Below are 25948 nucleotides of genomic sequence, written 5' to 3' on the forward strand. Positions count from 1 at the left end.
CGTTACGGCGAGCCGTCACCCTCCGAGGCGTTCGAAGAGCTTTTGGGCCTCCGGTTGCCTCCACTGCAGGCGGTTCCTGTCCTCCGGATATGGCTCCCACGGGACCGTCGTGAGGTCCAGCTTGGTGCCCGACAGCTCGGTGGCCAGCTCGTACATCGACTCCAGGTTCAGATCGGTCTTGACCGACCTGCGCACCGCCTCCAGGAACGGCTTGAGCCGCTCGGGCGAGGACAACCCCGACCGGGCCTTCTTCAGCATCGACAGCACGAGGGTCTGCTGCCGCTTCATCCGCTGGACGTCCGACCCGTCGCCGTAGTGCCGCAGCCGAACGTAGCCCAGCGCGGCCTCCCCGTTCAGCAGGTGCTTGCCGGCCGACAGCTTGAGCTTCGACGCCTTGTCGTCCACGGCCTTGGGCAGCATGACCTCGACGCCCCCCAGCGCGTCCACCATGCCCTTGAAGCCCGAGAAGTCCACCTCCACCGAGTGCTGGATCCGCAGCCCGGTCAGAGACTCCAGCGTGCGTTTGAGACAGCCCACCCCGCCGGTGTCGTACGCGGAGTTGATCATGTCGAACCTCGCGGGCGACGAGTCGCAGCGCGGGATCTGGACCATCGAGTCGCGCGGGACGCTGACGACGGTGGCGCGGCCGCGGTCGGCCGGGACGTGCACGATCATGATGGTGTCGGACCGCCTGCCGCCACCGCCGTCCTGTCTGGCCAGCATCGGGCCGTACTTGGCGTTGCCGTCGCCCACACGGGTGTCGGAGCCGATCACCAGCACGTTCCGCGTGCCGCTCATGTCCACGGCCTGCGAACCGGCGGGCGGCGCGGCCGTGTGCCGGCCGCTGACGAGCACGGCGGGCACGGCGACGGCGCTCGCCGTGGCCACCGCGACCAGCCCCGCCGTCCACCAGCCGCCCCACCGGCGGCGGGGACGCGCGCGCAGCAGGCGGTCGCGCTGGCGGACGAGCGTCGCGGGCGGCTCGTTCCCGATCTCCTCCCCGAGGTCCCGGAGCAGCTTCAGGTCGTCCATCGTCACTCCTCCTCCATGGGGTTGGTGTCGCCGAGTGCGGCCCGCACCTTCCGCCTGCCCCTGTTGAGGCGGGAGCGCACGGTCCCGATGGGGATGCCGAGCGCCCGCCCGACCTCCTCGTACGTGAGATCGCCCCAGGCGATGAGCAGCAGCACGTCCCGGTCCCTGGCGGGCAGCGCCGCGAGGGCCCCGGCCAGCTCGGCGCGGACGGCCTGGGCGGTGACCCCGGCGGCCACCCGGTCCGCGGGCGACTCCACGTCGGAGTCGACAGGGGCGCGCAGGAGGGCCCGGTAGCGGGCCGCCTCCTTGCGGTGGTGCCGGGAGATGAGCTTGGTGAGAATGCCGAAGAGCCACGGCCGGGCGTCGGAGTACGCCAGGTCGTAGCTCTTCCTGCGTGAGAAGGCGACCAGGAACGTCTCGCCGACGAGGTCCTCGGCCGGCTCTGGGCCGAGGCGTTTGGAGACGTACCGGTAGAGCATCGCGGAGTAGCGGTCGAAGAGCTCGGCGAACGCCTCGGGTTCGGTCCACGAGGCGCTCACGAGCTCCGCATCCGCACCCCTGGTGGCGGGTTGCGTGATCATCTCCGCCCTTCTTTGGGGGGATCGGTCACGGATGTCTTGCCACAACCCGCCCAGAGGGTTCACAGCTCCTTGAGCTGACCCCCGTCGATCACGAACTCGGCGCCGGCGGTGCTGCCGGAGCGCGGCGACGCGAGCAGGGCGATCGCGTCGGCGATCTCCTGCGGGTGGACGAGCCGACCTGTGACCATCTTCATCATGGTGGGCGCGACCTCGTTGATCACGCTCTCCTTGTCGGAGCCGGCCATGCCCGCGAAGACCTCGGCCGCGCCGCCCTCCCTGGTCCACCAGTCCGTCAGCACCGCGCCGGGCATCACCGTGTTGACCCTGACGCCCTGGGGCCCGTACTCCTCCGAGAGGGACTTGGTGAGCTGGTTGACGGCCGCCTTGGCGGCGCCGTAGTCGACGTTCACGGGGCCGGCCTGCCTGCTCATGGTGGAGGAGACGTTGACGATCGAGCCGCCGCCCCGCTCCAGCATGACGGGCAGGGCCGCCCGGATCATGCGCACGACCGCGAACAGGTTGAACTCGAACATGGCCGCCCAGTCCTCGTCGGACGGCGTCAGGAACCCGGCGCGCGGCAGCGTCGCCCCGGGCGGCGGGCCGCCGGCGTTGTTGACCAGGATGTCCACCCCACCGAACTCCTCCACGGCCCGCGCCATGACCCGCGCGGGCGCCTCGGGGTCCATCAGGTCCACGGGCACGTGCACGACCTTGTCGGGCCACTCGTCCGTACGGGTCCGCGAGGCCGCCACGACGTGGGCGCCCTCCTCGGCCAGGGTGGTGGCCACGGCCAGTCCGATGCCCTTGGACGCGCCGGTGACGACGGCGACGCGGCCGGAAAGCTGAAGATCCATGGGATTCCTCACGATGTTCGGCGAATTCATCTTTGTCGCCCGTTGAACACCGGAGGCACCCCGCAGGTTTCACACGAAGGGCGGGAAGGCGTGTCCTCGGCGCAATCGCAACTCGTTGAGCATCTGCTGGATGACCTCGCGTACGTGGTCGGTGAGGTTGAAGACCACCATCGGGTCGTCGGCCGCGGACGGCTCGTACTCGTCGGTGCGGATCGGCTCGCCGAACTCGATCATCCACTTGGACGGCAGCGGCACCAGCCCGAGCGGCCCGAGCAGCGGGAAGAACGGCGTGATCGGCAGGTAGGGCAGCCCGAGCATCCTGGCCAGGAACTTCAGATCGCCGACCTTGGGATAGATCTCCTCGGCCCCGACGATCGCGGTGGGCACGATCGGCACCCCCGCGCGGATGGCCGAGGCCACGAAGCCGCCGCGGCCGAAGCGCTGCAGCCGGTAGCGGTCGCCGAACGCCTTGCCGACGCCCTTGAAACCCTCGGGGAACACCCCGACCAGCTCACCCTTGCGCAGCAGCCGGTCGGCGTCCTCGGGGCAGGCCAGCGTGTGGCCGGTCTTGCGGGCCAGGTGGCTGAGCACCGGGAGCTGGTAGACCAGGTCGGCGCCGAGCAGCCGCAGCGGCCGGGCCGCCTCGTCGTGCAGGGCCACCTGGAGCATCAGCGCGTCGACCGGCAGCGTGCCCGAGTGGTTGGCGACGACCAGCGCCCCGCCCTCGTCGGGGATGTTCTTCAGCTCGACCGTCTCCACCCTGAACCAGTCGGTGTAGAGCGGCCTGATCAGCTCCAGGACCACCTTGTCGGTCAGCTCGGCGTCGTAGCCGAACTCGTCGACCTCGTAGTCGCCGTCGACGCGCCTGCGCAGGAAGGCCAGCAGCCTGGCCACCCGATCGGGCTCCTCGAACGACGGCGCCGCGCTGATCGGGATCACCACGGCGTCCTGTTGTTCCTGGGGAACGCTCAACTGCGCACACCTCCGAGCGGGTGCAGGCCGTGCGAGCGCAAGAAGTCGTCGAACGCCGCCCCGGTCGTGAACTTGGGCTTCCATCCGAGCGCCGCCTCCAGCGCGGAGGTGTCGACCGCGCGCCCATGGCACATCAGCCTGACCTGCTCGGGCGAGTATTCGACCAGCCCGATCCTGCGTACGGCGTTGCCCAGCGCCTTGAACGCGGGCGAGGGCAGCGGCATCGAAGGCCGGCCCGCCCGCCTGGCGCACTGCGACAGCAGCAGCACGCCTGCCCCGGCCACGTTGAACGTGCCGGGGTGCTCTTCCGTCGCCATCCGGCGCAACACCTCGACCGCGTCGTCCTCGTGGATGAACTGCAGTCGCGGGTCGAAGCCGAACACGGTCGGCAGCACCGGCTGGGAGAAGTAACGAGTCAACGGCGAGTCGACGCCGGGACCCATGAAATTGGCAAAGCGCAGCATCGACACCGTCACGTCGGGACGTCGCCGGGCGAAGCCCCGGACGTAGCCCTCGACCTCGACAGCGTCCTTGGCGTAGCCGTGGGTGGGGCCGTCGTGGGGCTCCAGGTCCTCGGTGAACACCGCGGGATCCCGCGGCGACGAGCCGTAGACGGCGGTGGTGGAGCGGACCACCACGCGCCGCACGGTCGCCGACCGCTGGCAGGCACCGAGCAATTGCATGGTGCCGATCACGTTGTGCTCTTTCATGGCGGCCCTGCCACCGCTCCTCGACGGAGCGCTGACCAGGCTCATGTGCACAACGGTGTCGATGTCGGCAGCCGCGATCACCTGAGCGATGTCAGGGCTGCGCAAATCCACCCGAACGAACTCAGTCCGGCCGAGAGAGATGCCGCCGTCCCGTGTTAGCCAGGGGGGCGGCACGGTGTCAACTCCAATGACGCGGCTGATGTCCGGGTCGGACGAGAGAATGCTCGCCACCCGGGCGCCGATATGGCGCGAGACCCCGGTGACCAGCACGGTGTGGGTCATCAGCGCCTCGCAGCTGCGTAAGTTACTTCTTGTTACGCCGCTGGATGCGCGTCTTCTTGAGCAGCTTGCGGTGCTTCTTCTTAGCCATCCGCTTGCGGCGCTTCTTGATCACAGAGCCCACGGGACCCCCAGGTACTGATAGCAAGTCTGACCGGAGTGCGAGCGCACACCGGCTCACAGACTACCGGCGATCGACGGTGGATCGCCCCACCGGGGGGTGAGAGCCCGGTCGCGCCTTCCGGCGGCCGGGCCCCTCCCGGGACAGCTTTCACGACATTCACGACATGACGGGTCACGTCGCTACTTCAGCCTGCCTCGATGTAGGCCTCCCGCAGATAGTCGTGTACCGCCTGCTCAGGCACCCTGAACGACCGGCCGACACGGATGGCCGGCAACTCGCCAGAGTGGACGAGCCGGTACACCGTCATCTTGGACACCCTCATGACCGTCGCCACTTCCGCGACGGTCAGGAACTTCACCTCACTGAGAGGTCTTTCGCCTGCACCCATCGGACGCCTCTTCCGCACGTGTTTCCGGGTTATCCCCACTGGTGCCATTGCTCACGCACGTGTACTGCCGTCAGCGTAAGTCGGGACTCCGGGTGCGCAAACCCCCTAGTTTCTCAGTCGCCGGAGCCGCCTGTCAGCCGAACCAGCGAAATCGCTGGTGAGCAGCCGGGCAGAGCACCTCACCTGGACGTTGGAACTGTCCAAGTTGCCACACATAAGAGTCGCCGGAGCCCCATCAAAAGTTGGCAAAGGGACAGCGAGCCTCTTGGAATGCAGGCGCGAAAAGACGGTATCGGGAGGGCCGAATTCGACTCAAAGGGCTCGTGAGACCTGAGTGACGATCCGCTCCGTCAGCGGAGCGTAAAAGCGCGGTAGCACATTGTCATCGAGCGGTACGACCACGTCAATCTTTCCTTCGGCCTCGCCGAGGAAGAGTCCGGGGTCATTGCTGTCGGCGAACGCCACTGTGTGCGCACCGGCCTCTCCCGCCGCTCCCGCCCAGCCGTGGTCGGCGATCACGAGGTCAGGAAGCTCTCCGCCGAGCTCGTCGATCATGTGGCACATGGGCGTGGCGTCGTGGGTGTGCACGAACGCGCCCCGGTCGTCGAGCATGGCGACGTCCTGGAGATAGCGGATCTTCCGCCGACGCCCGAAATTGGCCCCGGAGTACGACCATCCCTCGCCCGGCGCGAGCAGTTCGGCCCCGCGCTCGGCGCAGAGCCGCGCCAGCGGCAGGTGCACGGCGAGCAGCCCGGTCGGGTGCCCGGTGGCGAGCAGGACGCGCGGGTTCTCCCGCGACAGCACGGCGGCGATCGACTCGGCCATGTCGTCGAGCGCGTCGATCGTCAGGTCGGGGTCGATGGTGTCCTGGCCCCAGCGGTGGTCGGGGTCGGAGACCACGCCGGCCGACTTGGCCATGAGCGCCAGGATGTCGCGGTACGACCACGGCTGGTCGAAGGTCAGGCCCAGCTTGTAGTGCGGGTCGCCGTTGGCGAGCGAACTGTAGTGGTCGAGGTTGTTCTCTCGGGGGGTCGCGACGTCGCCGGCTATTCGAGTCCGGACAAGGTGCTCTCGTAGTTGGTCGCGGCTAAGCACAGCACTTCCTCGTTAGGGCATTGGATCGAGGCCGTGCAGGGGGAACACCGCATGTCGGGTCGCCATGACAGCACGGTCAATGGGGTCCGCTGGGTCATAACCACCAGAGATGTCACGAAATTCCGGATTGCGGCCATCCGTCATCGTGAGCGGCGGCGTCTCACCCGTACGTTCCCTGACGAACTGGCGCCAGCTCTCGCTCGTCGGGGTGGCCGGATCGACCGGGTGACCCGCCAGCTCGGCGATGAGATGGGTCCACGCCCGCGGCACCACCTGCACCAGCTCGTAACCGCCGCCGCCGGTGGCGATCCACCGGCCCCCGGCGGTCTCGTGGGCCAGGTGGTGCAGGGCGGCGTACGCGGCCCGCTGGCCGTCGACGCTGAGCATCAGGTTGGCCAGGGGGTCGAGCGCGTGGCTGTCGCAGCCGTGCTGGGTGACCAGGATCTCCGGCCTGAACTCGTGCAGCAGCGGCGGCACGACCGCGTGGAAGGCCCGCAGCCACCCCGAGTCGCCGGTCCCCGCGGGGAGCGCGACGTTGACGGACGTGCCCTCCGCCCCGGTCTCCTCCGGGAAGCCGGTGCCGGGGAACAGCGTGCGCGGGCTCTCGTGCAGGCTGATCGTCAGGACCCTGGGGTCGTCGTAGAAGGCCGCCTGGACACCGTCGCCGTGGTGGACGTCCACGTCCACGTACGCGATGCGGCCGGCCCCCTGCCGCAGCAGCCAGGCGATGGCCAGCGCGGGATCGTTGTAGACGCAGAAGCCGCTCGCGGCGGAGCGCATCGCGTGGTGGAGGCCGCCGGCGACGTTGACGGCGTGCTCGGCCGAGCCCTCCCAGACCGCGCGGGCGGCGGCCAGCGAGGCGCCGGCGATCAGCGCGGAGGCGTCGTGCACGCCCTGGAACGCGGGGTTGTCCGGGGTGCCGAGCCCGGCGCCGAGGTCGGGCCGCCCGGAGGCGGACACGCGCTTGACGGCCTCGATGTAGTCGCTCGTGTGGACCATGGCCAGCTCGGCGTCCGTCGCGGGCTCGCAGCCGGCCATCTCGACCTTGTCGAGCACGCCGAGCGCGCGGGCGAGCGCCATGGTCAGCTCGACGCGCACGGGGGCGAGCGGATGGCTCGGGCCGAAGTTGTAGGAGGTGAGAGCGTCGTCCCAGATCACCCGCGCCGACCGGCTCATCCCAACCCCTCCACGTGCCCTCGTCTTGCGCCGACGTTACCGCAGCGCAGACGCGTCGTTGTAGGCGATGATCCGCAAATTTCGTGGCTTAGTGTCTTGGGCGTGCGGCGAACCTTCCTCAAGATCGTGCGCTACTTCAGACGCCCCAAGGTCTTCGACATGACGCTCGTGGTCGTGCTCTCCCTTCCCGGCCTGATCGCGCTGCTCTACACGCTTCCCCGGGGCGACCCGGAAACCGCCCGGTTTGTGGCGTTCTACCTGGCGAGCATGCCGCTCCTGCTCATGCGCCGCCGCAGGCCGCTCGTCGCCGTCGCGCTGGTGACCGCTGTGGACATCGCGAGCATCGCCACCGTTACGGCGCTGAACAGCGGCGTGGCCGCGTCCATCGCGCTCTACAGCGTGGGCCGCTACACCGCGGGCCGCACGACCGCGATCGCGACGGCGGCGGTGTTCGCCGGGTACGCGACGGCGGCGGAAGTGCTCAGGCAGTTCACCGGCGGCTGGGTGATCTCCCTGTTCTCCGTCGGCGTGCCCGTGGGGATCGGGCTGATCGTCCGGCTCAGGACCGAGCTCGCCGAGCGCGGCCGGCGCGAGGCCGCCGACGCGGCCGTGCGCGCCGAGCGGCGGCGCATCGCCAGGGAGCTGCACGACGTGGTCGCCCACCACATCACCGTCATCAACGCCCTGGTCGGCGGCGCGCGGGCGACGCTCCCGCCCGAGCAGGAGGTCACCAGGAACGCGCTGGAGAGCGCGGAGCAGACCGCCCGGCAGGCGATGTCGGAGATGCGCCGCCTGCTGGACGTGCTCAGGGCCGACGGCAGCGAGGGCCCCGACGCCGCGACCGGGGTCGGCGCGGACCGGCTACCCTCGTTGATCAAGGAGGCGAAGTCGGCGGGGCTGCCCGCCAGCCTGGTCGTGACGGGCGAGCCCGTCGCCCTGCCCGCGACCGTCGACCACGCCGTCTACCGGATCGTGCAGGAGGCGCTGACCAACACCCGCAAGCACGCGACCAGCGCCAGGGCCAGCGTGCGGCTGGCGTACGAGCCCCGGGCCGTGGAGGTCGAGGTGGTGGACGACGGCCTGGCGGCGGGCGGCGGCACGCCGGGGTTCGGGCTCGGCGGCATGGCCGAGCGGGTGGCGTTATGCGGCGGCCAGCTCTCGACCGGGCCCCGCCCAGAAGGAGGCTTCCGCGTGCACGCCCGCATCCCCCTGGAGGCGCCGTGAAGATCAAGGTACTGCTGGCCGACGACCACGAGCTGGTCCGCAAGGGCTTCCGGCTGATGCTCGACGCGCAGCCCGACCTCGGCGTGGTCGGCGAGGCCGCGGACGGGGCCGAGGCGGTGGAGCTGTGCCGGCGGCTGCGGCCCGACGTGGTGCTGATGGACCTGCACATGCCTGGTCTCGACGGGGTGCGCGCGACCGAGCTGATCACCGCGGAGCTGCCGGAGGTGCGGGTGCTCGCGCTGAGCACGTTCGACCTGGACGAGAACGTGGTCGCGGCGCTCAGGGCGGGCGCCGGCGGGTTCCTGCCCAAGGACGTCTCCCCCGAGGAGCTCATCGAGGGGGTACGCGTGGTGCACCGGGGCGAGTCGGCCGTCGCGCCGCGCCTGCTGACCCGGCTGATCGGCACGTTCATCCACGTGTCCCGGCCGAGGCCGGTCCCCGCCGAGCTGGACGGGCTGACCGACCGCGAGCGGGAGGTCCTCGTGCTGATCGCCCGCGGTAGGTCCAACACCGAGATCGCCCAGGACCTGTCCGTCTCCCCCTCGACCGTCAAGAACCACGTGACGAGCCTGTTCGCCAAGATCGGCGTCAGGGACCGGGCACAGGCCGTGATCGTGGCATATGAGGCAGGGCTGATCCGCCCAGGAGAGTAGGACCACGCTCCCAGACCCCCTCGCCGGAGACGGTTCCCGGGCAGGAGGAAACCGGGCACGCGCGACGGCACGCTGGGATCATGAGCGCGATACGAGCTACGAACCTGAGCAAGCGCTACGGCGGCACCACGGCCGTCTCAGACCTGTCCTTCGACGTCGAGCCCGGCCAGGTGACCGGATTCCTGGGGCCGAACGGGGCCGGCAAATCGACGACCATGCGCATGATCCTCGGGCTCGACCGGCCGTCCGGCGGCTCGGTGCTCGTGGACGGCCGGCCGTACGGGGAGCTGAGGCATCCGCTGCGCAAGGTGGGCGCGCTGCTGGACGCCAAGGCCGTGCACGGCGGGCGGAGCGCGCACAACCACCTGCTGGCCATCGCCCAGAGCAACGGCATCCCCGCGGGCCGCGTGAACGAGGTGCTGGACGCGGTGGGCCTGCGCGAGGTGGCCAGGCGGCGGGTCGGCGGGTTCTCGCTGGGCATGTCGCAGCGGCTGGGCATCGCCGCGGCGCTGCTCGGCGACCCGGAGATCCTGATCTTCGACGAGCCCGTCAACGGGCTCGACCCCGACGGCATCCTGTGGATCCGCACGTTCATGCGCAAGCTGGCCGCCGAGGGCCGGACCGTGTTCGTCTCCAGCCACCTGATGAGCGAGATGGCGCAGACGGCCGACCACCTGATCGTGATCGGCAAGGGTCGGCTCATCGCCGACACGAGCGTGCAGGAGTTCATCGGGCGCAGCTCGCAGGGGTACGTACGGGTCCGCTCGCCCCGCCTGGCCGAGGTGGCCGAGCTGGTCAAGGTCGGCGAGCTGCACCCCGACCACCTGCGCGTGACCGCGATGAACACGCTCGAGATCGGCACCCTCACCGCGCGGGCCGGGATCCCGCTGGAGGAGCTGACGTTCGTGCAGCCCTCGCTCGAAGCGGCCTACATGGAGCTCACCAAGGACAGCCTGGAGTTCTCGTCATGATCGACATCCTCAGGTCCGAATGGACCAAGATCCGCTCGGTCCGCTCGACGGTGTGGACGCTGGCCGTCACCGCGCTGCTGATGCTGGGCATGGCCACGCTCATGAGCGTGGCCGCGAAGAACTCGGGCGACGGGCCGATCCCCGCATCGGCGGCGATCATGATGGGGCTGGTCGGCACCATGTTCGCCGCGCTGTCCATGGCCACGCTGGGCGTGCTGGTCATCTCCAGCGAATACCGCACGGGCGGCATCCGCACGTCGCTGATGGCCGTGCCCAAGCGCATGAGCCTGCTGACCGGCAAGATCGTGGTGTTCACGGCGGTGTCGCTGGTCGTCAGCACGGTCGCCTCGGCGGCCTCGCTCCTCGTCAGCCTCACGGTCATCCAGCCGCCGGCGCTGGAGACGGGTGACGTGGTCCAGGCCGTGCTCGGGGGCGGCCTCTACCTGACCGCCTGCGGGCTGTTCGGGCTGGGGCTGGGGACGCTCATCCGGCACACGCCGGGCGCGATCGTCTCGGCCATCGCGCTGATGATGGTCCTGCCGCAGGTGACGACCATGCTGCCCGGGCAGTGGGGCAAGACCGTGTCCGACTACTTCACCACCAACGCGGGCGCCCAGATCGTGATGCCCAAGGGCGGCAGCTCGCTCGGCCCGTGGGACGGGTTCGGCGTCTACCTCGTCTGGGTCGTGGTCGCCATGATCGCGGGGGCCGTCCTGATGCAGAAGCGGGACGCCTGAGGTCACTCGGCGCGGAGGGCGATGACGGGGTCCAGCCGGCCCGCCCTCCGCGCCGGCGCCACGCCGAAGAACACCCCGACCGCCGCCGACACCCCGAACGCCAGCGCGATCGACCACCACGTGATCGACGCCGGCACCTCGGTGAACGCCGTGATGGCCAGCGCGCCGCCCACCCCGAGCACGATCCCGGCGAGCCCGCCGATCGTGGTCAGCAGCACCGCCTCGATGAGGAACTGGGCCAGGATGTCGCGCTGCCTGGCCCCCAGCGCCTTGCGCAGCCCGATCTCCCGGGTGCGCTCGCGGACGCTGACCAGCATGATGTTCGACACGCCGACGCCGCCGACCAGCAGCGAGATGCCCGCGATGGCGGCCAGCACGCCGGTGAGCATGCCGAGCACGCTGCCGATCGTGCCGAGCAGCGCGGTCTGCGTGACCGCCGAGAACTGCTCGCCCGGATACCGCGCCCGCAGCGCCGCGGTCACCTTCTCCGACAGCGGATCGATCTCGTCCGGCCCGGACGCGCCGACCGCCAGCCCGTTGATCCGCTCGATCCCGAGCAGCCGCTGCGCCGTCGTCACCGGGATGTGGATCTCCTGGTCGCGGGAGAGCCCGAACGTCTGCCCGATCTCGGCGTACACGCCCACCACCCGGAACCTGGCCCCGGCCACCGTCACCTGCCGCCCGATCGGGTCCAGGTCGCCGAACAGCCGGTCGGCCACCTCCGAGCCGAGCACCGCCACCCTGCGCCGGGTGTCCACGTCGGTCTCGCTCAGCGGGCGGCCCTTGTCCAGGGGGCGCTCGAAGATGTTGACGAGGTTCTGGTCGGTGCCGATCACCGTGACGAACGCCTCGGCCCTGCCGACGCGTACGGTCTCGCCCGACTGCAGCGAGACCGTCACCTTCGACGGGTCGCCCACCACGCGCCGCAGGTAGGCGACGTCGGCCAGGCCCAGCTTGCTCTGCGTCGGGGCGGCGCCCAGGCTGATGCGGCCGGGGACGACGAGGATGATGTTCGTGCCGAGGCCCGAGATCTGCTTCTCGATCTCGTCCTTCGCCCCGGTGCCGATGGCCACCAGGATCACCACGGCCAGCACGCCGATGATGACACCCAGCATGGTCAGCGCGCTGCGCAGCCGGTTCACCCGCAGAGCTTCCAGCGCCATCGCAAAGGCTTCAGCTGTGTTCATGGCCTCACTCCGTTCGGCGCGCTCGGTCGCCCTCGTGCCGCCGCCTTCCCTCGTCGCTCCGGTCGCTTCGCTCCCTGCGCTCCTCAGTCCAGGCGGCGGCGCTCCCTCGCGATCTCACGCCGTGTCCTTCTCGATCAACCCGTCCCGTACGTGGATCTGCCGCCGGGCGTGGGCGGCGACCTCCGGCTCGTGCGTGACGAGCACCACCGCCACCCCGCCCTCGCCGTTGAGGCGGTCGAGGATGGCCATGACCTCGGCCCCGTTGGCGGTGTCGAGGTTGCCCGTGGGCTCGTCGGCCAGCAGCACCTTGGGCTCCCCGACCAGCGCCCTGGCGATGGCGACGCGCTGCTGCTCGCCGCCCGACATCTGGGACGGCCGGTGCTCCAGCCGGTGCCCGAGCCCGACCGCCTCCAGCGCCGTACGGGCCCGCGCGCGCCGCTCGGCCCGGCCGACCCCCCGGTAGACCAGCGGCAGCGCCACGTTGTCCAGCGCCGACGTCCTGGCCAGCAGGTGGAAGGACTGGAAGACGAAGCCGATGGTCTTGTTCCGCAGCTCGGCCAGCTCGGTGTCGGACAATCCGGAGATCTCCACCCCGTTGACCTTGAGCACGCCCGAGCTGGGACGGTCGAGGCAGCCGAGCAGGTGCATGAGCGTCGACTTGCCGGACCCGGAAGGCCCGACGATGGCGGCGAACTCGCCCGAGTCGATCCGGAGCGACACGCCGCGCAGCGCCTCCACGGCCACGCCGTCGAGCTGGTAGCGCCGGGTGAGGTCCACCGCCTCGATGGCGGCCGTCATGGGATCCGCTGCCCTTGCCGTACGGAGTCCGCGCCCTTGACCACGATCCGGTCGCCCACGGACAGCCCGCTCAGCACCTCGACCACCGCGTCTCCCTGGGCCCCCAGCTTGACCACGCGGCGCTCCGCGGCGCCGTTCCTGATCGCCCAGACCACGCTCTCGCGCCCGCTGGAGACGATGGCCGAGGCCGGGGCCGAGACGGCGGAGGGCGACTCGCGCACGGTCAGCCGCGTGACGGCGCTCATGCCCGGCTTGGGAGTGGGCGCCTTGGAGCCGTCGTCGAAGGCGCCGGGCCCGAGCGTGAGCCGCACCGGGTAGCTGACGCCGCCCGTGGTGCCCTCCTTGGGGGTGACGCCGATGCCGGTCACCACGGCCGTGTACGTGGCGCCCGGCACCGCGTCCAGCTCGACGCCGGCCCGCACGCCCTTCTTGACCAGCAGCACGTCGGTCTCGTCGACGTCGGCGTCCAGGATGAGCTTGGAGACGTCGGTGACGGTGACGATGGAGTCGCCCGCCGAGACGGGCACGCCCGCCACGACCGGGCTGCCGGAGGTGGAGCCACCCGTCGACGGCAGGGACGGGAGCTGCTGCCCGCCGCCGGGCAGCTGGCTGAGCAGCCCTTCGACGCCGCCCCCGGCCCCGCCGCCGCCCGAGGCGCGGCCGAGGGTGACGACGCCGCCGAACGGCGCCTTGATCGTGAGCGACCTGACCGTGCTCTCCGCCGCCTTGACCGCGGCCTTGGCCTGCGACTTCGAGGCCGCCTGCAGCGAGGCCATGGAGCGGGACAGCCCGCCCGTCACGCCGGACATCAGGCCGCTGATCGAGCGGTTGAGCTGGACGGTGATCGAGGCCAGGGCCCTGGTCTGCGCCTTGTGCTGGGCCTGGGCGAGGTCGATGGCGTTCAGGAGCTGCCGGCGCGTCTTCGCGTCCTCGACCTTCTTCGCCTCCTTGCGGGCCCTGGCGAAGTGGGCGGCCACCTTGCGGTCGAACGCCCGGGTGTCGAACGACGGCAGCCGGACCTCCGGCGTACTGAAGCTCGCGGGGGTGGCCGCCTTGGAGGCCTGGCGGGCCTGCCGGAGCTGGCTCTGGGCCTGGGGCGAGCTGATCCTGACCAGGATCTGGCCCTTGCGCACGCGGTCGCCCTCGCGGACGTACAGCTTGGCGATCGTGCCCTGGGCGGGCGAGCGCAATGTCGCGGAGGCACGCGCGCCGATCGTGGCGGGGGCCTCCACGACCTCCGTGACCGGGCCCCGGCCGACCTCGCCGACCTGGACCGCGGGCGGCGACTCGGAGGAGCAGCCGGTCAGTACGAAAAGGACGAGCAGCGGCGCGATGCCGCGACGTAACGTCACCCGACCCATCGTAGGAGTGAGGCCGGCCGGTCTCTCAGCCGGAGGCGAGTTGGCGCCCCCGGTCACGGGCGGCCTCGATCGCGGCCAGGAACGCGGCCCGCACGCTGTGCCGCTCCAGCTCCGCGATGGCGGCGATGGTCGTGCCGCCCGGCGAGGTGACGGCCTCGCGCAGGATCACCGGGTGCTCGCCCGAGTCGCGCAGCATCACGGCGGCCCCGACGATCGACTGGGTGACCATGTCGAGCGCGGCGGCCCGCGGCATGCCGAGCAGGATGCCCGCGTCGACCATGGCCTCGACCAGGTAGAAGAAGTAGGCCGGGCCGCTGCCGGACAGGGCCGTGGCGGCGTCCTGCTGGGACTCGGGGATGCGCAGCACCTTGCCGACCGGGCTGAGCAGGCCCTCGGTGCGCTTGAGGTGCTCCTCGCCCGCGTGGGCGCCCGCCGAGATCACGCTCATCGCCTCGTCGAACCTGATCGGCGTGTTGGACATCACCCGGACCACGGGCACGTCCACCCCGAGCCGCTGCTCCACGAACGCCGTCGTGATGCCGGCCGCGGCGGTGATCACGAGCCGGTCGGCGGGGACGTACGGGGCGATCTCGGCCAGCAGCGTGGCCATGTCCTGCGGCTTGACGGCCAGGATGAGGGTGTCGGCGACCTTGGCGGCCTCGGAGTTGGAGACGGTGCGCACGCCGTACGTCTCGCGCAGCGCCTGCGCCCGCTCGGTCCGGCGGCTGGTCGCCATGATGTCGCCTGGCTTGAACCCGGCGCGCAGCAGACCCGACAGCAGGGCCTCGCCCATCTTGCCCGTGCCCAGAATCGCAATCACGCTGGCAGCCTACTAACTGCGGGTAGGTGCCGGGTGCTGTCCCTCGGGGAGAGGGGTCGGGACGCAGGGGGCAGGTCAGCGGCGCGAGAGCAGCGACCTGAGGAAGAAGGCCAGGTTGCGGGGGCGCTCGGCCAGGCGGCGCATGAGGTAGGCGTACCAGTCGGAGCCGTAGGGGACGTAGACGCGCATCCTGGTGCCCTGCCCGGCCAGGCGGAGCTGCTCGTCGGGGCGCACCCCGTACAGCATCTGGTGCTCGTAGCCGGTGGCGTCGCGGCCCTCCAGGACGGCGAGCGTGGAGGCGATCCGCACGAGCCTGGGGTCGTGGGTGGCGACCATGGGGTAGCCGGTGCCGGCCATCAGGACCCGCAGGCACCGTACGAAGGAGCGGTCGATGTCGGCGGGCCTGGTGTAGGCCCCCGGGGCGGTGTACGCGCCCTTGCACAGGCGCACCCGGGCCCCGCCGAGCTTCTCGCAGCGATCCAGCGAGTCCGGCAGGTACGCCTGCACCACCACGCCCACGTCGGGATGGTCCTTGCGCAGCGCGGCGTGCACGGAGTGCAGGCCCGGGATCGTGTCGTGCTCCTCGGCGTCGAGCGTCACCGTGACGTTACGGCCCGCGGCTGCCCGGCAGATCGCGGCGGCGTGGTCGAACGCGAGCCCTTCCGACAGCCGCAGCCCGAGCGCCGTCAGCTTGACCGACACGTCGGCGCCGGCGGGTAGCAGGGCCAGCAGCCGCAGGTATTCGGCGACCCCCTCCTCGGCCTGCGTCTGCTCGGTCACCTCCTCGCCGAGGTGGTCGACGGTGACGAGCAGCCCCTTTCGGGTCAGCTCGCCGATCACGCCGCGCACGTCACCGGCGACGAAGCGCCCGACCACGCCCGCGGTCAGCGGCGACGTCGAGATGAGGCGCTCGGCGCGTTCGCTCTTGGATATGGCAATAAGGGCCTGACGGAGCACGTGAACCACACTAAACCGGGGCATGATGAACCGCGGAACACTCCTGTCCGTCGAATGGGTATGCGTGCAATGACTGCGACTCTCCTGGCCGGTTGTCTGGTGCTCGCGACGAGTTGCGGCGCGGCGGCGCCCGCCGAGCGGGCCTCCACGGCGGTCCCGGCCAAACCGCCCGCCGTGGCCGAGCCGGTCACCACCACCCCGACGAAGAGCCCCGAGAAGGGCCCACAGCCGGTCAAGCCGACCGGCAACGCCATCAACGTCCACAAGGTCCGCTGGACCAAGGCCAGGGCGGTGTCCAAGCGGAAGGTCCAGCTCACCTGGTGGTCGGGCGTCGCCCCGTGCACGGTGCTGGACCGCGTCAAGGTCAAGGAGTCGCCCAAGTTCGTCACGGTCACCCTGTACGAGGGCACCGCGCCCAAGGCCAGGAACGTGTCGTGCATCATGATCGCGATCGAGAAGACCACGACGATCACGCTCAAGAAGCCGATCGGCAAGCGCAAGATCGTCGACGGCTCCAAGTAGGCCGCCATGCGCCCCGACGCCCCGGCCCCGTGCCGGGGCGTCTTCGTGCCCAGGAACCTTCCGCGGATCCACCGCCGTTAGAGGGAATGCCGGCGCGCTCACGAGGGTTGAGTCGAGTAGGCTCAAGTCGTTTGACAAAGACGACCGGCATTCGTACCTTGAGTCCACAAGACTCAACTTTGACTACAAGGACGTACTCATGGCACGTGCGGTAGGTATCGACCTTGGGACGACCAATTCTGTCGTCTCGATCCTCGAGGGCGGTGAGCCCACCGTCATCGCCAACGCGCAGGGCTCGCGGACCACGCCGTCCGTGGTCGCCTTCGCGAAGAACGGCGAGGTCCTCGTCGGTGAGGTCGCCAAGCGGCAGGCCGTCACCAATGTGGACCGGACGATCCGATCGGTCAAGCGGGAGATGGGCACCAACTGGTCCCAGGAGATCGACGGCAAGAAGTTCTCGCCCCAGCAGATCAGCGCCTTCGTCCTGCAGAAGCTGAAGCAGGACGCGGAGGCCTACCTCGGCGAGAAGATCACCGACGCGGTGGTCACCGTTCCCGCCTACTTCAACGACGCCCAGCGCCAGGCCACCAAGGAGGCCGGCACGGTGGCGGGCCTCAACGTGCTCCGCATCATCAACGAGCCGACCGCGGCGGCCCTCGCCTACGGGCTCGACAAGGAGCAGGACCAGACCATCCTGGTCTTCGACCTCGGTGGCGGCACCTTCGACGTGTCGCTGCTCGACGTCGGCCAGGAGGACGGCCACGGCTTCGTCGAGGTCAAGGCCACCTCCGGTGACAACCACCTCGGTGGTGACGACTGGGACCAGCGCGTCGTCGACGAGCTCGTCAAGCGCTTCCAGAACGCGCACGGCGTCGACCTGTCCAAGGACAAGATGGCGCTCCAGCGCCTGCGCGAGGCGGCCGAGAAGGCCAAGATCGAGCTGTCCAGCCAGTCCGAGACCAACATCAACCTGCCCTACATCACGGCCTCGTCCGAGGGCCCGCTGCACCTCGACGAGAAGCTGACGCGCTCCGAGTTCCAGCGGCTGACGGCCGACCTGCTCGAGCGGACCAAGGGCCCGTTCCACCAGGTCATCAAGGACGCCGGCATCAAGGTCTCCGACATCGCCCACGTGGTGCTCGTCGGCGGCTCGACCCGGATGCCCGCCGTGACCGAGCTGGTCAGGGAGCTGACCGGCGGCAAGGAGCCCAACAAGGGCGTCAACCCGGACGAGGTCGTCGCCATCGGCGCCGCCCTGCAGGCCGGCGTGCTCAAGGGTGAGGTCAAGGACGTCCTGCTGCTCGACGTGACCCCGCTGTCGCTGGGCATCGAGACCAAGGGCGGCATCTTCACCAAGATCATCGAGCGCAACACGACGATCCCGACCAAGCGCTCCGAGGTCTTCACCACGGCCGAGGACAACCAGCCGTCGGTGCAGATCCAGGTCTTCCAGGGTGAGCGCGAGATCGCCTCGTACAACAAGAAGCTGGCGACCTTCGAGCTGACCGGCATCGCGCCAGCGCCGCGCGGCATCCCGCAGATCGAGGTCACCTTCGACATCGACGCCAACGGCATCGTCAACGTCTCCGCCAAGGACCTGGGCACGGGCAAGGAGCAGTCGATGACGATCACCGGCGGCTCCGCGCTGCCGAAGGACGACATCGAGCGGATGATGCGCGAGGCCGAGTCGTACGCCGAGGAGGACAAGAAGCGCCGCGAGGAGGCCGAGGTCCGCAACAACGCGGACGGGCTCGCCTACCAGACGGAGAAGTTCCTCCGCGAGAACGACGACAAGGTCCCCGGCGACATCAAGACCGAGGTCAACGACGCCCTGTCCGAGCTGAAGAAGGCTCTGGAGGGCACCGACACCGACGTCATCCGCACCTCCGCGGAGAAGCTCGCCACGGTCAGCCAGAAGATGGGTTCGGCGATCTACGCCGCGAGCCAGGGCCAGCAGGCCGGTGGCGAGGGCGCCCCGCAGGACGCCGCCGCCGGTGACGGCCAGAAGGCCGACGAGGACGTGGTCGAGGCCGAGATCGTCGACGACGAGCCGAAGAAGGACAAGTGATGCCGCCGCGCGACAACGGGCATGACGAGCCGGTGATCCGCGACAACCGCAAGATCGACCCGGACACGGGGCAGGTCAGGGACACCACCGTCGCCGACCAGGCGGCCCAGCCGCCGGCGGCGGAGGTCTTCGCCAACGGCGAGCTGGAGGCCCAGCTCGCCGAGCGGACCGCGGACCTGCAGCGACTCCAGGCCGAATACGTGAACTACCGCAAGCGGGTCGAGCGCGACCGGGCCGCGGTCAGGGAACAGGCTGTCGCGGGCGCGCTGGTGGAGCTCCTGCCCGTGCTCGACGACATCGGCCGGGCCCGCGACCACGGCGAGCTCACCGGGGGCTTCGCGAAGGTGGCCGAGTCGCTGGAGGCGGCCGTCACCAAGCTGGGCCTCAGCGCCTTCGGGCAGAAGGGCGAGCCGTTCGACCCGACCGTCCACGAAGCGCTGATGCACAGCTACTCATCCGAGGTCACCGAGCCGACCGCGATCGAGGTGCTGCAGCCCGGATACCGGATGGGTGACAGGGTGCTGCGCCCGGCGCGGGTGGCCGTCGCGGAGCCCGGGGACGCCACTCCCGCGTCCAATGACGACGACGAAAACTGACAACGAGGACGAAGGGCCGTAGATGAGCACCAAGGACTTCCTGGAGAAGGACTACTACGCCGTCCTTGGTGTGCCCAAGACCGCCACCGCCGAAGAGATCAAGAAGGCCTACCGGAAGCTGGCCAGGCAGTACCACCCGGACACCAACCAGGGCGACGTGACCAAGGAGACCAAGTTCAAGGAGGTCTCCGAGGCTTACGACGTCCTGTCCGACACCAAGCGCCGCAAGGAATATGACGAGGCGCGCACGCTGTTCGGGTCCGGGGTGGGCGGCCAGCGGCCCGGTGGTGGCGGTTTCCCGTTCGACTTCGGCGACCTGTTCGGCGGCACCGGCCAGAACACCGGCAGCGGTGCGGGCGAGCGGCTCGGCGACCTGTTCGGCGGGCTGTTCAACCGTGGCGGCGGCACCACCCGCACGACCACCACGTCCAGGCCGAGGCGTGGCCAGGACATCGAGTCCGAGGTCACGCTGACGTTCACCGAGGCGGTCGAGGGCACCACGGTGTCGCTCAGGCTGACCAGCTCGGCCGCCTGCGCCGCGTGCACCGGCACCGGCGCCAAGGCGGGCACGACCCCCAGGGTCTGCCCCACCTGCGAAGGCACGGGCGCGGCCAGCCGAAACCTGGGCAACTTCGCCTTCTCCGAGCCCTGCCGCGACTGCAAGGGCCGCGGGCTGATCGTGGACGACCCCTGCCCCGTGTGCGAGGGCAGCGGCCGGGCCAAGAGCACCCGCACCATCCAGGCCCGCATCCCCGCCGGCGTGGCCGACGGCCAGCGGGTCAAGCTCAAGGCCAAGGGGGCGCCGGGCGAGAACGGCGGCCCCGCCGGCGACCTCTACATCCTCACGCACGTCAAGCCGCACGCCGTCTTCGGCCGGTCGGGTGAGAACCTGACGATCACCGTGCCGGTCACGTTCACGGAGGCGGCGCTCGGCGCGGAGATCAAGGTGCCGATCCTCAAGGGCATGCCGGTCACGCTGCGCATTCCCACGGGCACGCCCAACGGGCGCACGTTCCGCGTGCGCGGCAGGGGCGTGACCCGCAAAGACGGCACCAAGGGAGACCTGCTCGCCATGGTCGAGGTGGTGGTGCCGAAGACGCTCGACGACAAGTCACGTGAACTCCTCAACGAGTTCAACACCGCGACCGCGGGTGAAGACCCGCGCGCTGAGCTGATTCAGCGAGCCAGAAGCGAGTAGCCGATGGACGCCAATTATTTCGACCTGTCAGATGACACACCTGTATACGTGATCTCGGTGGCCGCGCAGCTGTCGGGGCTCCACCCGCAGACGCTGCGCCAGTACGACCGGCTGGGCCTGGTCAGTCCTGGCCGCACGGCGGGGCGCGGCCGCCTCTATTCGACCCGCGACATCATCCAGCTGCGCGAGGTGCAGCGGCTCTCCCAGGAGGAGGGCATCAACCTCGCGGGCATCAAGCGGATCCTCGAACTCGAGAACGAAGCTCTGCGGCTGCGTGAGGAGGTTCACCGCCTGCGTGCCGAGATGCGCATGGTCAGAGCGTTGATCCGATATGAGCTGCCACCGGGGGCATAGAAAGAATGGACTACAAGCTCACCCAGAAGAGCCAGGAAGCGCTCTCGGGTGCCATGCGGCGTGCCGCCGCGGAGGGCAACCCTGAGATCTCCCCGGCCCACCTGCTGACCACCCTGCTCTCCCAGACGGGTGGCACCGCCGCACCCCTGCTCGAAGCCGTCGGCGCCGACTGGCGCACGCTGCGGGCACGGGCCGAGGAGCAGCTCGCGGCGCTGCCGAAGGCGCAGGGCGCGACGGTGGGGGCGCCGTCGAGCTCCCGCCAGCTCCTCACGGTGCTCAACACCGCCGCCCAGCACGCCAACCGGCTCGAAGACCTCTACGTCTCCACCGAGCACCTCCTGGTCGGCCTGGCCGCCGACGGCGGCCAGGTGGCCGAGCTGCTCAAGTCCCAGGGCGCGACGCCGCAGGCGCTGCTCGACGCGTTCGAGAAGGTACGCGGGCACGCCCGCGTCACCAGCGAGACCCCTGAGGACACCTACCAGGCGCTGGAGAAGTACGGCGTCGACCTGACCGAGCGCGCCCGCGCCGGCAAGCTCGACCCTGTCATCGGCCGCGACTCCGAGATCCGCCGCGTCGTCCAGGTGCTCAGCCGGCGCACCAAGAACAACCCGGTGCTCATCGGCGAGCCCGGCGTCGGCAAGACCGCGGTCGTCGAGGGCCTGGCCCAGCGCATCGTGGCCGGCGACGTGCCCGAGTCGCTGCGCAACAAGCGGCTGATCTCGCTCGACCTGGGCGCGATGGTGGCCGGCGCGAAATACCGCGGCGAGTTCGAGGAGCGGCTCAAGGCCGTGCTCTCCGAGATCAAGGAGAGCGACGGGCAGATCGTGACGTTCATCGACGAGCTGCACACCGTCGTGGGCGCCGGGGCCGCCGAGGGCGCGATGGACGCGGGCAACATGCTCAAGCCGATGCTGGCCCGCGGCGAGCTGCGCATGATCGGCGCGACGACGCTCGACGAATACCGCGAGCGCATCGAGAAGGACCCGGCGCTGGAGCGCCGCTTCCAGCAGGTCTACGTGGGCGAGCCCTCGGTCGAGGACACGATCGCGATCCTGCGTGGGCTGAAGAGCCGCTACGAGGCCCATCACCAGGTGCAGATCGCCGACAGCGCGCTGGTGGCCGCCGCCGCGCTGTCCGACCGCTACATCACCAACCGCTTCCTCCCCGACAAGGCCATCGATCTGGTCGACGAGGCCGCCTCGCGGCTGCGCATGGAGATCGACTCCCGTCCCGTGGAGATCGACCAGCTCCAGCGCAACGTCGACCGGATGAAGATGGAGGAGCTGGCCCTGTCCAAGGAGACCGACGAGGCCTCCGTCCAGCGGCTCGAACGCCTCCGCAAGGAGCTGGCCGACCGCCAGGAGGAGCTCAACGCCCTCGTCGGCCGCTGGGAGCACGAGAAGGCCGGGCTCAACAAGGTCGGTGAGCTGAAGAAGCAGCTCGACGAGGCGCGCGGCGCCGCCGAGCGGGCGCAGCGCGACGGCGACTTCGAGGCCGCCTCCAGGCTCATGTACGCCGAGGTGCCCCGGCTGGAGCAGGCGCTGAAGGCCGCCTCCGACGCGGCGCCGCCGGACAACGCCATGGTCAAGGAGGAGGTCGGGGCCGACGACATCGCCGAGGTGATCTCGTCGTGGACCGGCATCCCCGCGGGGCGGCTCCTGGAGGCCGAGACGGCCAAGCTGCTGCGCATGGAGGATGAGCTGGGCAGGCGGCTGATCGGGCAGCAGAAGGCCGTACAGGCCGTCTCCGACGCCGTACGCCGCAGCCGGGCGGGCATCGCCGACATCGACCGGCCGACGGGCTCGTTCCTGTTCCTCGGGCCCACGGGGGTGGGCAAGACCGAGCTGGCCAAGGCGCTGGCGGAGTTCCTGTTCGACGACGAGCGGGCGATGACCCGGATCGACATGAGCGAATACTCCGAGAAGCATAGCGTGGCCAGGCTCGTCGGCGCTCCTCCCGGCTACATCGGCTACGAGGAGGGCGGCCAGCTCACCGAGGCCGTCCGGCGGCGCCCGTACACGGTCGTGCTGCTGGACGAGGTCGAGAAGGCCCATCCCGAGGTCTTCGACATCCTCCTCCAGGTGCTCGACGACGGGCGGCTGACCGACGGGCAGGGCCGCACGGTCGACTTCCGCAACACGATCCTGATCCTCACCTCCAACATCGGGTCGCAGTTCCTCATCGACCCCAAGCTGGAGAACGGCGCCAAGCGCGAGGCCGTCATGGGCGCGGTGCGGAACTCGTTCAAGCCGGAGTTCCTCAACCGGCTCGACGACGTGATCCTCTTCGACGCGCTGGGCACGGAGGAGCTGGCGCAGATCGTCGACCTGCAGGTCGAGCGGCTGGCGCGGCGCCTGGCCGACCGCCGGCTGGCGCTGGAGGTCACGCCCGCCGCCCGCGAGTGGCTGGCCCTGACGGGCTACGACCCGCTGTACGGCGCCCGTCCGCTGCGCCGCCTGGTCCAGTCCGCCATCGGCGACAAGCTGGCCAAGGCCGTGCTGTCGGGCGAGGTCGTGGACGGCGACAAGGTCAAGGTCGACCTCGGGGACGACGAACTCCTGATCCAGCGCGCCTGACGGCGTTCTCCCGGAGCCCGGGGACCCTGGCGGGGTCTCCGGGCTCCGGCGCGTCGTCCTGCTCCGCGCGTGGTTTCGGCACGTGGTGGCCCTGGCCGGCGTGTCATGTCAGGGTCATCCGGCCACGTCTTTGGTAAGGTCCGGTCCACTCTTCGGACAAGCCGCACGCCCGCGGCCGAATGTGTGACTACGTTCAGCGTTCGTCGGATCACCGAAAACGATCAGGGACGTGACGTGTCATCTCAGAAGATCCGGAGCATCATCGCGGTGGCCACTCTGACCGCGGGCATCACCTGGCTGGCCGCGACCCCCTCGACGGCCGACATGTGCAAGGGCGGGGAGCCGGCCCTGCTGTCGCCCAAGTCGATCGCCACGTACTGTGAGGAGCGCACCCAGGTGCGCCTGGACGAAACCGGCGCCCGCGGCGGCAAGCTGGTCACCACCGAGAGCAACAAGCTCGCCATGGCGGCCGGGGAGATGGCCAGGCAGCTCGGCCTGACGGGGCTGGCCACCGGGCGCGAGGCGCTCGGCATCGCCGACCTGGGCGGGCTGGCGGCGAACTGGGGCATGCCCTCGCTGTTCTCGGCCTCGCCCGCGCTGTTCCCCGTGGTGCCGGGTTCGACCTCGATGAAGGATCTGGCGACCGCGGCCGAGGTGCCCGCGCTGCCCGCCCTCCCTGTGCTGCCGCAGACGCCGCTGGTGGCCAAGCTGCCCGCCGAGATGCCGCTCGGGAACACCGCTCCGCACCAGAACCGCGTCGCGGGCTCCGCCGTCGAGTCGCCGCTGGACCTGAAGGAGCCGGTCGCGGAGGTCGGGTCCCAGGTGGTCGACATCCTGCTGCCCAAGGCGGTGCAGAGCGTCGAGGGCACCTCGATGCTGCCGGGCGGCCAGCCCGCCGTGGACGGGTTCACGGGGCTGGCGCGGGAGCTGGGACTGCGCTGAACCACCCACACCTGATTCACCCGCAGCCGGGCCGCCCCGAAGCGGCCCACACCACCCGACCCGCCCGAAGGCGCCCCAGGGGGCCTGAGCCGTCCTGGGAGCCGAGGCGGGCCGGGTGGTGGGGTGGTCAGCGGGCGAGGGCGTCCAGCTCGTCCTCAGGGAGCCCGAGGTCGACCCGGATGCGGTAGCGGGTGCGCAGGAGCGCCCCCTGCTCCGGATCGTTCTCGTCGCATCCCAGGACCGCCTGGGTGGCCCATTCGAGCCCTCCCTGGAGGTCCCCGTAGGCGACCAGCGTCTCGGCGATCGTATGAGCGGTCGCCGTGGAGACGCCGCCCTCCGCGCGTATGGTCTCGATGACCTCCCTAGCCTCATCGGGCCGGTCGAGCTCGAAGAGCGTGTCGGCGATGCCGGCGCGCGGGTCGAAGCCCGCCTCGCCGCCGTCCTCGACCGCGCGCTGGAAACACTCCATAGCGCGCGCCGGCTGGCCTGCCGCCCGCCATTCTTCGGCAGCGAGGACCAGGATGGACGCCCTGGAGACGTCGCCCGACGAATAGCCGAGCGCTACGTCGTACAGCCGACTGGCCAGGGAACTGTGGTCGTCGGCCAATAGGGCCTGCTCAAGCAGACGATCAAGGTGCTCACGGGTCACATGCGCCACACCGCGAGACTACCGAGCCAGTCGGCGCTTTGCCCGGTCAATGCGCATCGCCGGTCAGTCACAAATTAGGTAACGCCGCGTCCAATAGTGCTGACCCTGAGCGTGTCCGCCCAGGTGACAGGGCATATACGGGTCGCTTTGCTGCTACGCGAGCAAGGGGGCTGTGATGGGCGTGTCCAAGCAGATGACCTTCACACTGGCCTGTGTCGTCGTGTTGGCGGCCCTCGTCCCCGGTGTGGCGGGTTATTTGTCGGCCCGATTGGAGGCCATCGAATCCGCGGAGCGCAACTTGCATGCCCTGGAGGCAAGGCTGCATGTCCGCGAGGCGAGGGAAGCCCGTCCCGCCTCGATGTCGTCACCATGCCTGCGGACGCCGGCCACCCCGCGGTTCCAGCAGGTGCCCGCGATCGCCCTCGGCGAGCACGGGAGACGGGTGCCTGCCTGGCTGGCAGGCCTGATCAAGGAAGTGGCGGACTTCAGGCCGGACTAGCGGACCGGCCAGGACCGCAGCTGGCGCGACAGGAAGCCCCGGATCAGCTGTTTGGCCGCGTCGATGATCTCCGGCGAGCCCTTGGGGTCGCGGCGGAAGGCCAGCTTGAGCACGGCGTCGCCGGCCTCGACCGCCACCAGCACGGCCAGGTCGAGCTCCGGGCTGTCGGCCAGCCCGAACTCCTTGAGCAGCAACCCCCGCAACCGCCCCGCGATCACGGTGTTGTTGTCGGAGTCGGAGTCGAGCAGGTTGAGGTCGACGGCGTCGCCGAAGTGGAGGCTCTTGAAGCCGGGGACCGTCCTGTGCATGTCGACGTACTCGTCGATGATCGCGTCGATGGCCTCCCACCAGCCGCGATATTCCTCCGTGAGGAACCTGCGGTCGACCCTGCGCACGAACTCCTCGACGTTGCGCCGGGTGAGCTCCTGCGTGACGGCCCGTTTGTCGGGGAAGAACTGGTAGATCGACCCGATCGCGACCCCTGCCCGCTCGGCGATGCGAGTGGTGGACAGGGCCTCGTATCCGGTCTCGTCGAGTAGCTCCGCGCACGCGTCAAGCATCCGCTCCACGCGGCGTGCGCTGCGGCGCTGGGCCGGCTGGCGCCTGAGTGCTCTGGGCTGGGCGC

At 70.2% G+C, this 25948-nt stretch carries 27 protein-coding genes and 1 pseudogene; 12 read left to right on the forward strand and 16 right to left on the reverse strand.

Going from position 1 to position 25948, the window contains the following annotated elements:
• Nucleotides 1–15 precede the first annotated feature (15 nt).
• From AB0L65_RS33785 to AB0L65_RS33825, 9 genes are all read right to left on the reverse strand, one after another.
• Nucleotides 16–1032, reverse strand: coding sequence for an LCP family protein (locus AB0L65_RS33785; RefSeq protein ID WP_364253630.1), 1017 nt, complete (start codon nucleotides 1030–1032; stop codon nucleotides 16–18).
• 2 nt (nucleotides 1033–1034) lie between these two features.
• A complete protein-coding gene (locus AB0L65_RS33790) occupies nucleotides 1035–1613 on the reverse strand; it encodes a sigma-70 family RNA polymerase sigma factor (RefSeq protein WP_364253633.1) in 579 nt (192 codons plus the stop codon).
• A 59-nt stretch (nucleotides 1614–1672) separates the two neighbouring features.
• Nucleotides 1673–2467, reverse strand: a complete 795-nt coding sequence (locus tag AB0L65_RS33795) for an SDR family NAD(P)-dependent oxidoreductase (protein WP_364253636.1) — start codon at nucleotides 2465–2467, stop codon at nucleotides 1673–1675.
• A 69-nt stretch (nucleotides 2468–2536) separates the two neighbouring features.
• A complete protein-coding gene (locus tag AB0L65_RS33800; RefSeq protein WP_355210228.1) occupies nucleotides 2537–3439 on the reverse strand; it encodes a lysophospholipid acyltransferase family protein in 903 nt (300 codons plus the stop codon).
• On the reverse strand, nucleotides 3436–4431 hold the full coding sequence (locus AB0L65_RS33805; RefSeq protein ID WP_357751333.1) for an NAD-dependent epimerase/dehydratase family protein: 996 nt from the start codon (nucleotides 4429–4431) through the stop codon (nucleotides 3436–3438). Before AB0L65_RS33805 ends, AB0L65_RS33800 begins: the two co-directional genes overlap by 4 nt.
• A 22-nt stretch (nucleotides 4432–4453) precedes the next feature.
• Complete coding sequence (locus tag AB0L65_RS33810; RefSeq protein WP_018654693.1) at nucleotides 4454–4552, reverse strand: AURKAIP1/COX24 domain-containing protein; 99 nt, start codon at nucleotides 4550–4552, stop codon at nucleotides 4454–4456.
• A gap of 184 nt (nucleotides 4553–4736) precedes the next feature.
• Nucleotides 4737–4940 (reverse strand): helix-turn-helix domain-containing protein, encoded by a 204-nt coding sequence (locus tag AB0L65_RS33815; RefSeq protein WP_026214222.1) that lies wholly within the window; start codon nucleotides 4938–4940, stop codon nucleotides 4737–4739.
• 312 nt (nucleotides 4941–5252) lie between these two features.
• Nucleotides 5253–6035, reverse strand: coding sequence for a phosphatase (locus AB0L65_RS33820; RefSeq protein WP_364253641.1), 783 nt, complete (start codon nucleotides 6033–6035; stop codon nucleotides 5253–5255).
• Between the two features lie 12 nt (nucleotides 6036–6047).
• Nucleotides 6048–7211, reverse strand: coding sequence for an acetoin utilization protein AcuC (locus AB0L65_RS33825; protein WP_350739760.1), 1164 nt, complete (start codon nucleotides 7209–7211; stop codon nucleotides 6048–6050).
• 102 nt (nucleotides 7212–7313) lie between these two features.
• Between AB0L65_RS33825 and AB0L65_RS33830 the strand changes: the two genes are divergently transcribed.
• The 4 genes from AB0L65_RS33830 to AB0L65_RS33845 all read left to right on the forward strand — a co-directional run bounded on the left by AB0L65_RS33830 (nucleotide 7314) and on the right by AB0L65_RS33845 (nucleotide 10796).
• Entirely contained in the window at nucleotides 7314–8435 is a 1122-nt protein-coding gene (locus tag AB0L65_RS33830; protein WP_364253644.1) for a histidine kinase, read from the forward strand.
• Nucleotides 8432–9088 carry a response regulator transcription factor gene (locus AB0L65_RS33835; RefSeq protein WP_364253647.1) on the forward strand — a complete coding sequence of 219 codons (657 nt, stop codon included), beginning with the start codon at nucleotides 8432–8434 and terminating at the stop codon, nucleotides 9086–9088. Before AB0L65_RS33830 ends, AB0L65_RS33835 begins: the two co-directional genes overlap by 4 nt.
• An 80-nt stretch (nucleotides 9089–9168) precedes the next feature.
• On the forward strand, nucleotides 9169–10059 hold the full coding sequence (locus AB0L65_RS33840; RefSeq protein WP_364253650.1) for an ABC transporter ATP-binding protein: 891 nt from the start codon (nucleotides 9169–9171) through the stop codon (nucleotides 10057–10059).
• Nucleotides 10056–10796: an ABC transporter permease subunit gene (locus AB0L65_RS33845; RefSeq protein WP_364253653.1), complete on the forward strand. Its 741-nt coding sequence runs from the start codon at nucleotides 10056–10058 to the stop codon at nucleotides 10794–10796. Before AB0L65_RS33840 ends, AB0L65_RS33845 begins: the two co-directional genes overlap by 4 nt.
• Nucleotides 10797–10798: 2 nt before the next feature.
• Here AB0L65_RS33845 and AB0L65_RS33850 read toward each other — a convergent pair whose 3' ends face one another.
• From AB0L65_RS33850 to AB0L65_RS33870, 5 genes are all read right to left on the reverse strand, one after another.
• The gene (locus AB0L65_RS33850) at nucleotides 10799–11983 is read right to left on the reverse strand and encodes an ABC transporter permease (RefSeq protein WP_364253656.1); all 1185 of its coding nucleotides are present in this window, start codon (nucleotides 11981–11983) and stop codon (nucleotides 10799–10801) included.
• Nucleotides 11984–12097: 114 nt separating this feature from the next.
• Nucleotides 12098–12781, reverse strand: coding sequence for an ABC transporter ATP-binding protein (locus tag AB0L65_RS33855; RefSeq protein WP_364253659.1), 684 nt, complete (start codon nucleotides 12779–12781; stop codon nucleotides 12098–12100).
• On the reverse strand, nucleotides 12778–14133 hold the full coding sequence (locus AB0L65_RS33860; RefSeq protein ID WP_364253662.1) for an HlyD family efflux transporter periplasmic adaptor subunit: 1356 nt from the start codon (nucleotides 14131–14133) through the stop codon (nucleotides 12778–12780). The genes AB0L65_RS33855 and AB0L65_RS33860 overlap by 4 nt, the downstream gene beginning before the upstream one ends.
• Nucleotides 14134–14167: 34 nt before the next feature.
• Complete coding sequence (gene proC / locus AB0L65_RS33865; protein WP_350739738.1) at nucleotides 14168–14962, reverse strand: pyrroline-5-carboxylate reductase; 795 nt, start codon at nucleotides 14960–14962, stop codon at nucleotides 14168–14170.
• 75 nt (nucleotides 14963–15037) lie between these two features.
• Nucleotides 15038–15919, reverse strand: coding sequence for a proline dehydrogenase family protein (locus tag AB0L65_RS33870; RefSeq protein ID WP_364253665.1), 882 nt, complete (start codon nucleotides 15917–15919; stop codon nucleotides 15038–15040).
• 69 nt (nucleotides 15920–15988) lie between these two features.
• Here AB0L65_RS33870 and AB0L65_RS33875 point away from each other — a divergent pair, with 69 nt between their 5' ends.
• The 7 genes and pseudogenes from AB0L65_RS33875 (at nucleotide 15989) to AB0L65_RS33905 (ending at nucleotide 24175) form a co-directional block, all read left to right on the forward strand.
• The gene (locus AB0L65_RS33875) at nucleotides 15989–16441 is read left to right on the forward strand and encodes a hypothetical protein (protein ID WP_364253668.1); all 453 of its coding nucleotides are present in this window, start codon (nucleotides 15989–15991) and stop codon (nucleotides 16439–16441) included.
• 199 nt (nucleotides 16442–16640) lie between these two features.
• Entirely contained in the window at nucleotides 16641–18509 is a 1869-nt protein-coding gene (gene dnaK, locus AB0L65_RS33880) for a molecular chaperone DnaK (protein ID WP_350739729.1), read from the forward strand.
• Nucleotides 18509–19105: a nucleotide exchange factor GrpE gene (gene grpE / locus AB0L65_RS33885; protein WP_364253671.1), complete on the forward strand. Its 597-nt coding sequence runs from the start codon at nucleotides 18509–18511 to the stop codon at nucleotides 19103–19105. Before dnaK ends, grpE begins: the two co-directional genes overlap by 1 nt.
• 22 nt (nucleotides 19106–19127) lie before the next feature.
• Nucleotides 19128–20303 (forward strand): molecular chaperone DnaJ, encoded by a 1176-nt coding sequence (gene dnaJ / locus AB0L65_RS33890; protein ID WP_350739723.1) that lies wholly within the window; start codon nucleotides 19128–19130, stop codon nucleotides 20301–20303.
• 3 nt (nucleotides 20304–20306) lie between these two features.
• Nucleotides 20307–20588 (forward strand): annotated as a pseudogene (locus tag AB0L65_RS33895) (helix-turn-helix transcriptional regulator); the annotation flags it as partial.
• A gap of 74 nt (nucleotides 20589–20662) precedes the next feature.
• Entirely contained in the window at nucleotides 20663–23233 is a 2571-nt protein-coding gene (clpB, locus tag AB0L65_RS33900; RefSeq protein ID WP_364253675.1) for an ATP-dependent chaperone ClpB, read from the forward strand.
• Nucleotides 23234–23467: 234 nt separating this feature from the next.
• On the forward strand, nucleotides 23468–24175 hold the full coding sequence (locus AB0L65_RS33905; RefSeq protein WP_364253678.1) for a hypothetical protein: 708 nt from the start codon (nucleotides 23468–23470) through the stop codon (nucleotides 24173–24175).
• A gap of 127 nt (nucleotides 24176–24302) precedes the next feature.
• Here the strand turns inward: AB0L65_RS33905 and AB0L65_RS33910 are convergent, their stop codons facing one another.
• Complete coding sequence (locus AB0L65_RS33910) at nucleotides 24303–24833, reverse strand: tetratricopeptide repeat protein (protein WP_313044179.1); 531 nt, start codon at nucleotides 24831–24833, stop codon at nucleotides 24303–24305.
• Nucleotides 24834–24999: 166 nt separating this feature from the next.
• On the opposite strand from AB0L65_RS33910, the gene AB0L65_RS33915 reads away from it, so the two are divergent.
• Complete coding sequence (locus tag AB0L65_RS33915; RefSeq protein ID WP_350739711.1) at nucleotides 25000–25323, forward strand: hypothetical protein; 324 nt, start codon at nucleotides 25000–25002, stop codon at nucleotides 25321–25323.
• Here AB0L65_RS33915 and AB0L65_RS33920 read toward each other — a convergent pair.
• Nucleotides 25320–25883: a TetR family transcriptional regulator gene (locus AB0L65_RS33920; protein ID WP_350739856.1), complete on the reverse strand. Its 564-nt coding sequence runs from the start codon at nucleotides 25881–25883 to the stop codon at nucleotides 25320–25322. The two genes, AB0L65_RS33915 and AB0L65_RS33920, sit on opposite strands and share 4 nt — an antisense overlap.
• Nucleotides 25884–25948: the final 65 nt, after the last annotated feature.

Origin of the sequence: Nonomuraea sp. NPDC052116 (assembly GCF_040680035.1) — a bacterium.
Classification (GTDB): Bacteria; Actinomycetota; Actinomycetes; order Streptosporangiales; family Streptosporangiaceae; genus Nonomuraea; species Nonomuraea angiospora_A.

Bases quoted from the DNA above. Each gene is read 5' to 3' on its own strand.
- AB0L65_RS33850 (WP_364253656.1), bottom strand. From the start codon at position 11,983: ATGAACACAGCTGAAGCCTTTGCGATGGCGCTGGAAGCTCTGCGGGTG.
- AB0L65_RS33855 (WP_364253659.1), bottom strand. From the start codon at position 12,781: ATGACGGCCGCCATCGAGGCGGTGGACCTCACCCGGCGCTACCAGCTC.
- AB0L65_RS33920 (WP_350739856.1), bottom strand. From the start codon at position 25,883: ATGCTTGACGCGTGCGCGGAGCTACTCGACGAGACCGGATACGAGGCC.
- AB0L65_RS33805 (WP_357751333.1), bottom strand. From the start codon at position 4,431: ATGACCCACACCGTGCTGGTCACCGGGGTCTCGCGCCATATCGGCGCC.
- AB0L65_RS33840 (WP_364253650.1), top strand. From the start codon at position 9,169: ATGAGCGCGATACGAGCTACGAACCTGAGCAAGCGCTACGGCGGCACC.
- AB0L65_RS33875 (WP_364253668.1), top strand. From the start codon at position 15,989: ATGACTGCGACTCTCCTGGCCGGTTGTCTGGTGCTCGCGACGAGTTGC.
- clpB (WP_364253675.1), top strand. From the start codon at position 20,663: ATGGACTACAAGCTCACCCAGAAGAGCCAGGAAGCGCTCTCGGGTGCC.
- dnaJ (WP_350739723.1), top strand. From the start codon at position 19,128: ATGAGCACCAAGGACTTCCTGGAGAAGGACTACTACGCCGTCCTTGGT.
- AB0L65_RS33795 (WP_364253636.1), bottom strand. From the start codon at position 2,467: ATGGATCTTCAGCTTTCCGGCCGCGTCGCCGTCGTCACCGGCGCGTCC.
- AB0L65_RS33825 (WP_350739760.1), bottom strand. From the start codon at position 7,211: ATGAGCCGGTCGGCGCGGGTGATCTGGGACGACGCTCTCACCTCCTAC.
- dnaK (WP_350739729.1), top strand. From the start codon at position 16,641: ATGGCACGTGCGGTAGGTATCGACCTTGGGACGACCAATTCTGTCGTC.
- AB0L65_RS33915 (WP_350739711.1), top strand. From the start codon at position 25,000: ATGGGCGTGTCCAAGCAGATGACCTTCACACTGGCCTGTGTCGTCGTG.
- AB0L65_RS33785 (WP_364253630.1), bottom strand. From the start codon at position 1,032: ATGGACGACCTGAAGCTGCTCCGGGACCTCGGGGAGGAGATCGGGAAC.
- grpE (WP_364253671.1), top strand. From the start codon at position 18,509: ATGCCGCCGCGCGACAACGGGCATGACGAGCCGGTGATCCGCGACAAC.
- AB0L65_RS33815 (WP_026214222.1), bottom strand. From the start codon at position 4,940: ATGGGTGCAGGCGAAAGACCTCTCAGTGAGGTGAAGTTCCTGACCGTC.
- AB0L65_RS33845 (WP_364253653.1), top strand. From the start codon at position 10,056: ATGATCGACATCCTCAGGTCCGAATGGACCAAGATCCGCTCGGTCCGC.
- AB0L65_RS33790 (WP_364253633.1), bottom strand. From the start codon at position 1,613: ATGATCACGCAACCCGCCACCAGGGGTGCGGATGCGGAGCTCGTGAGC.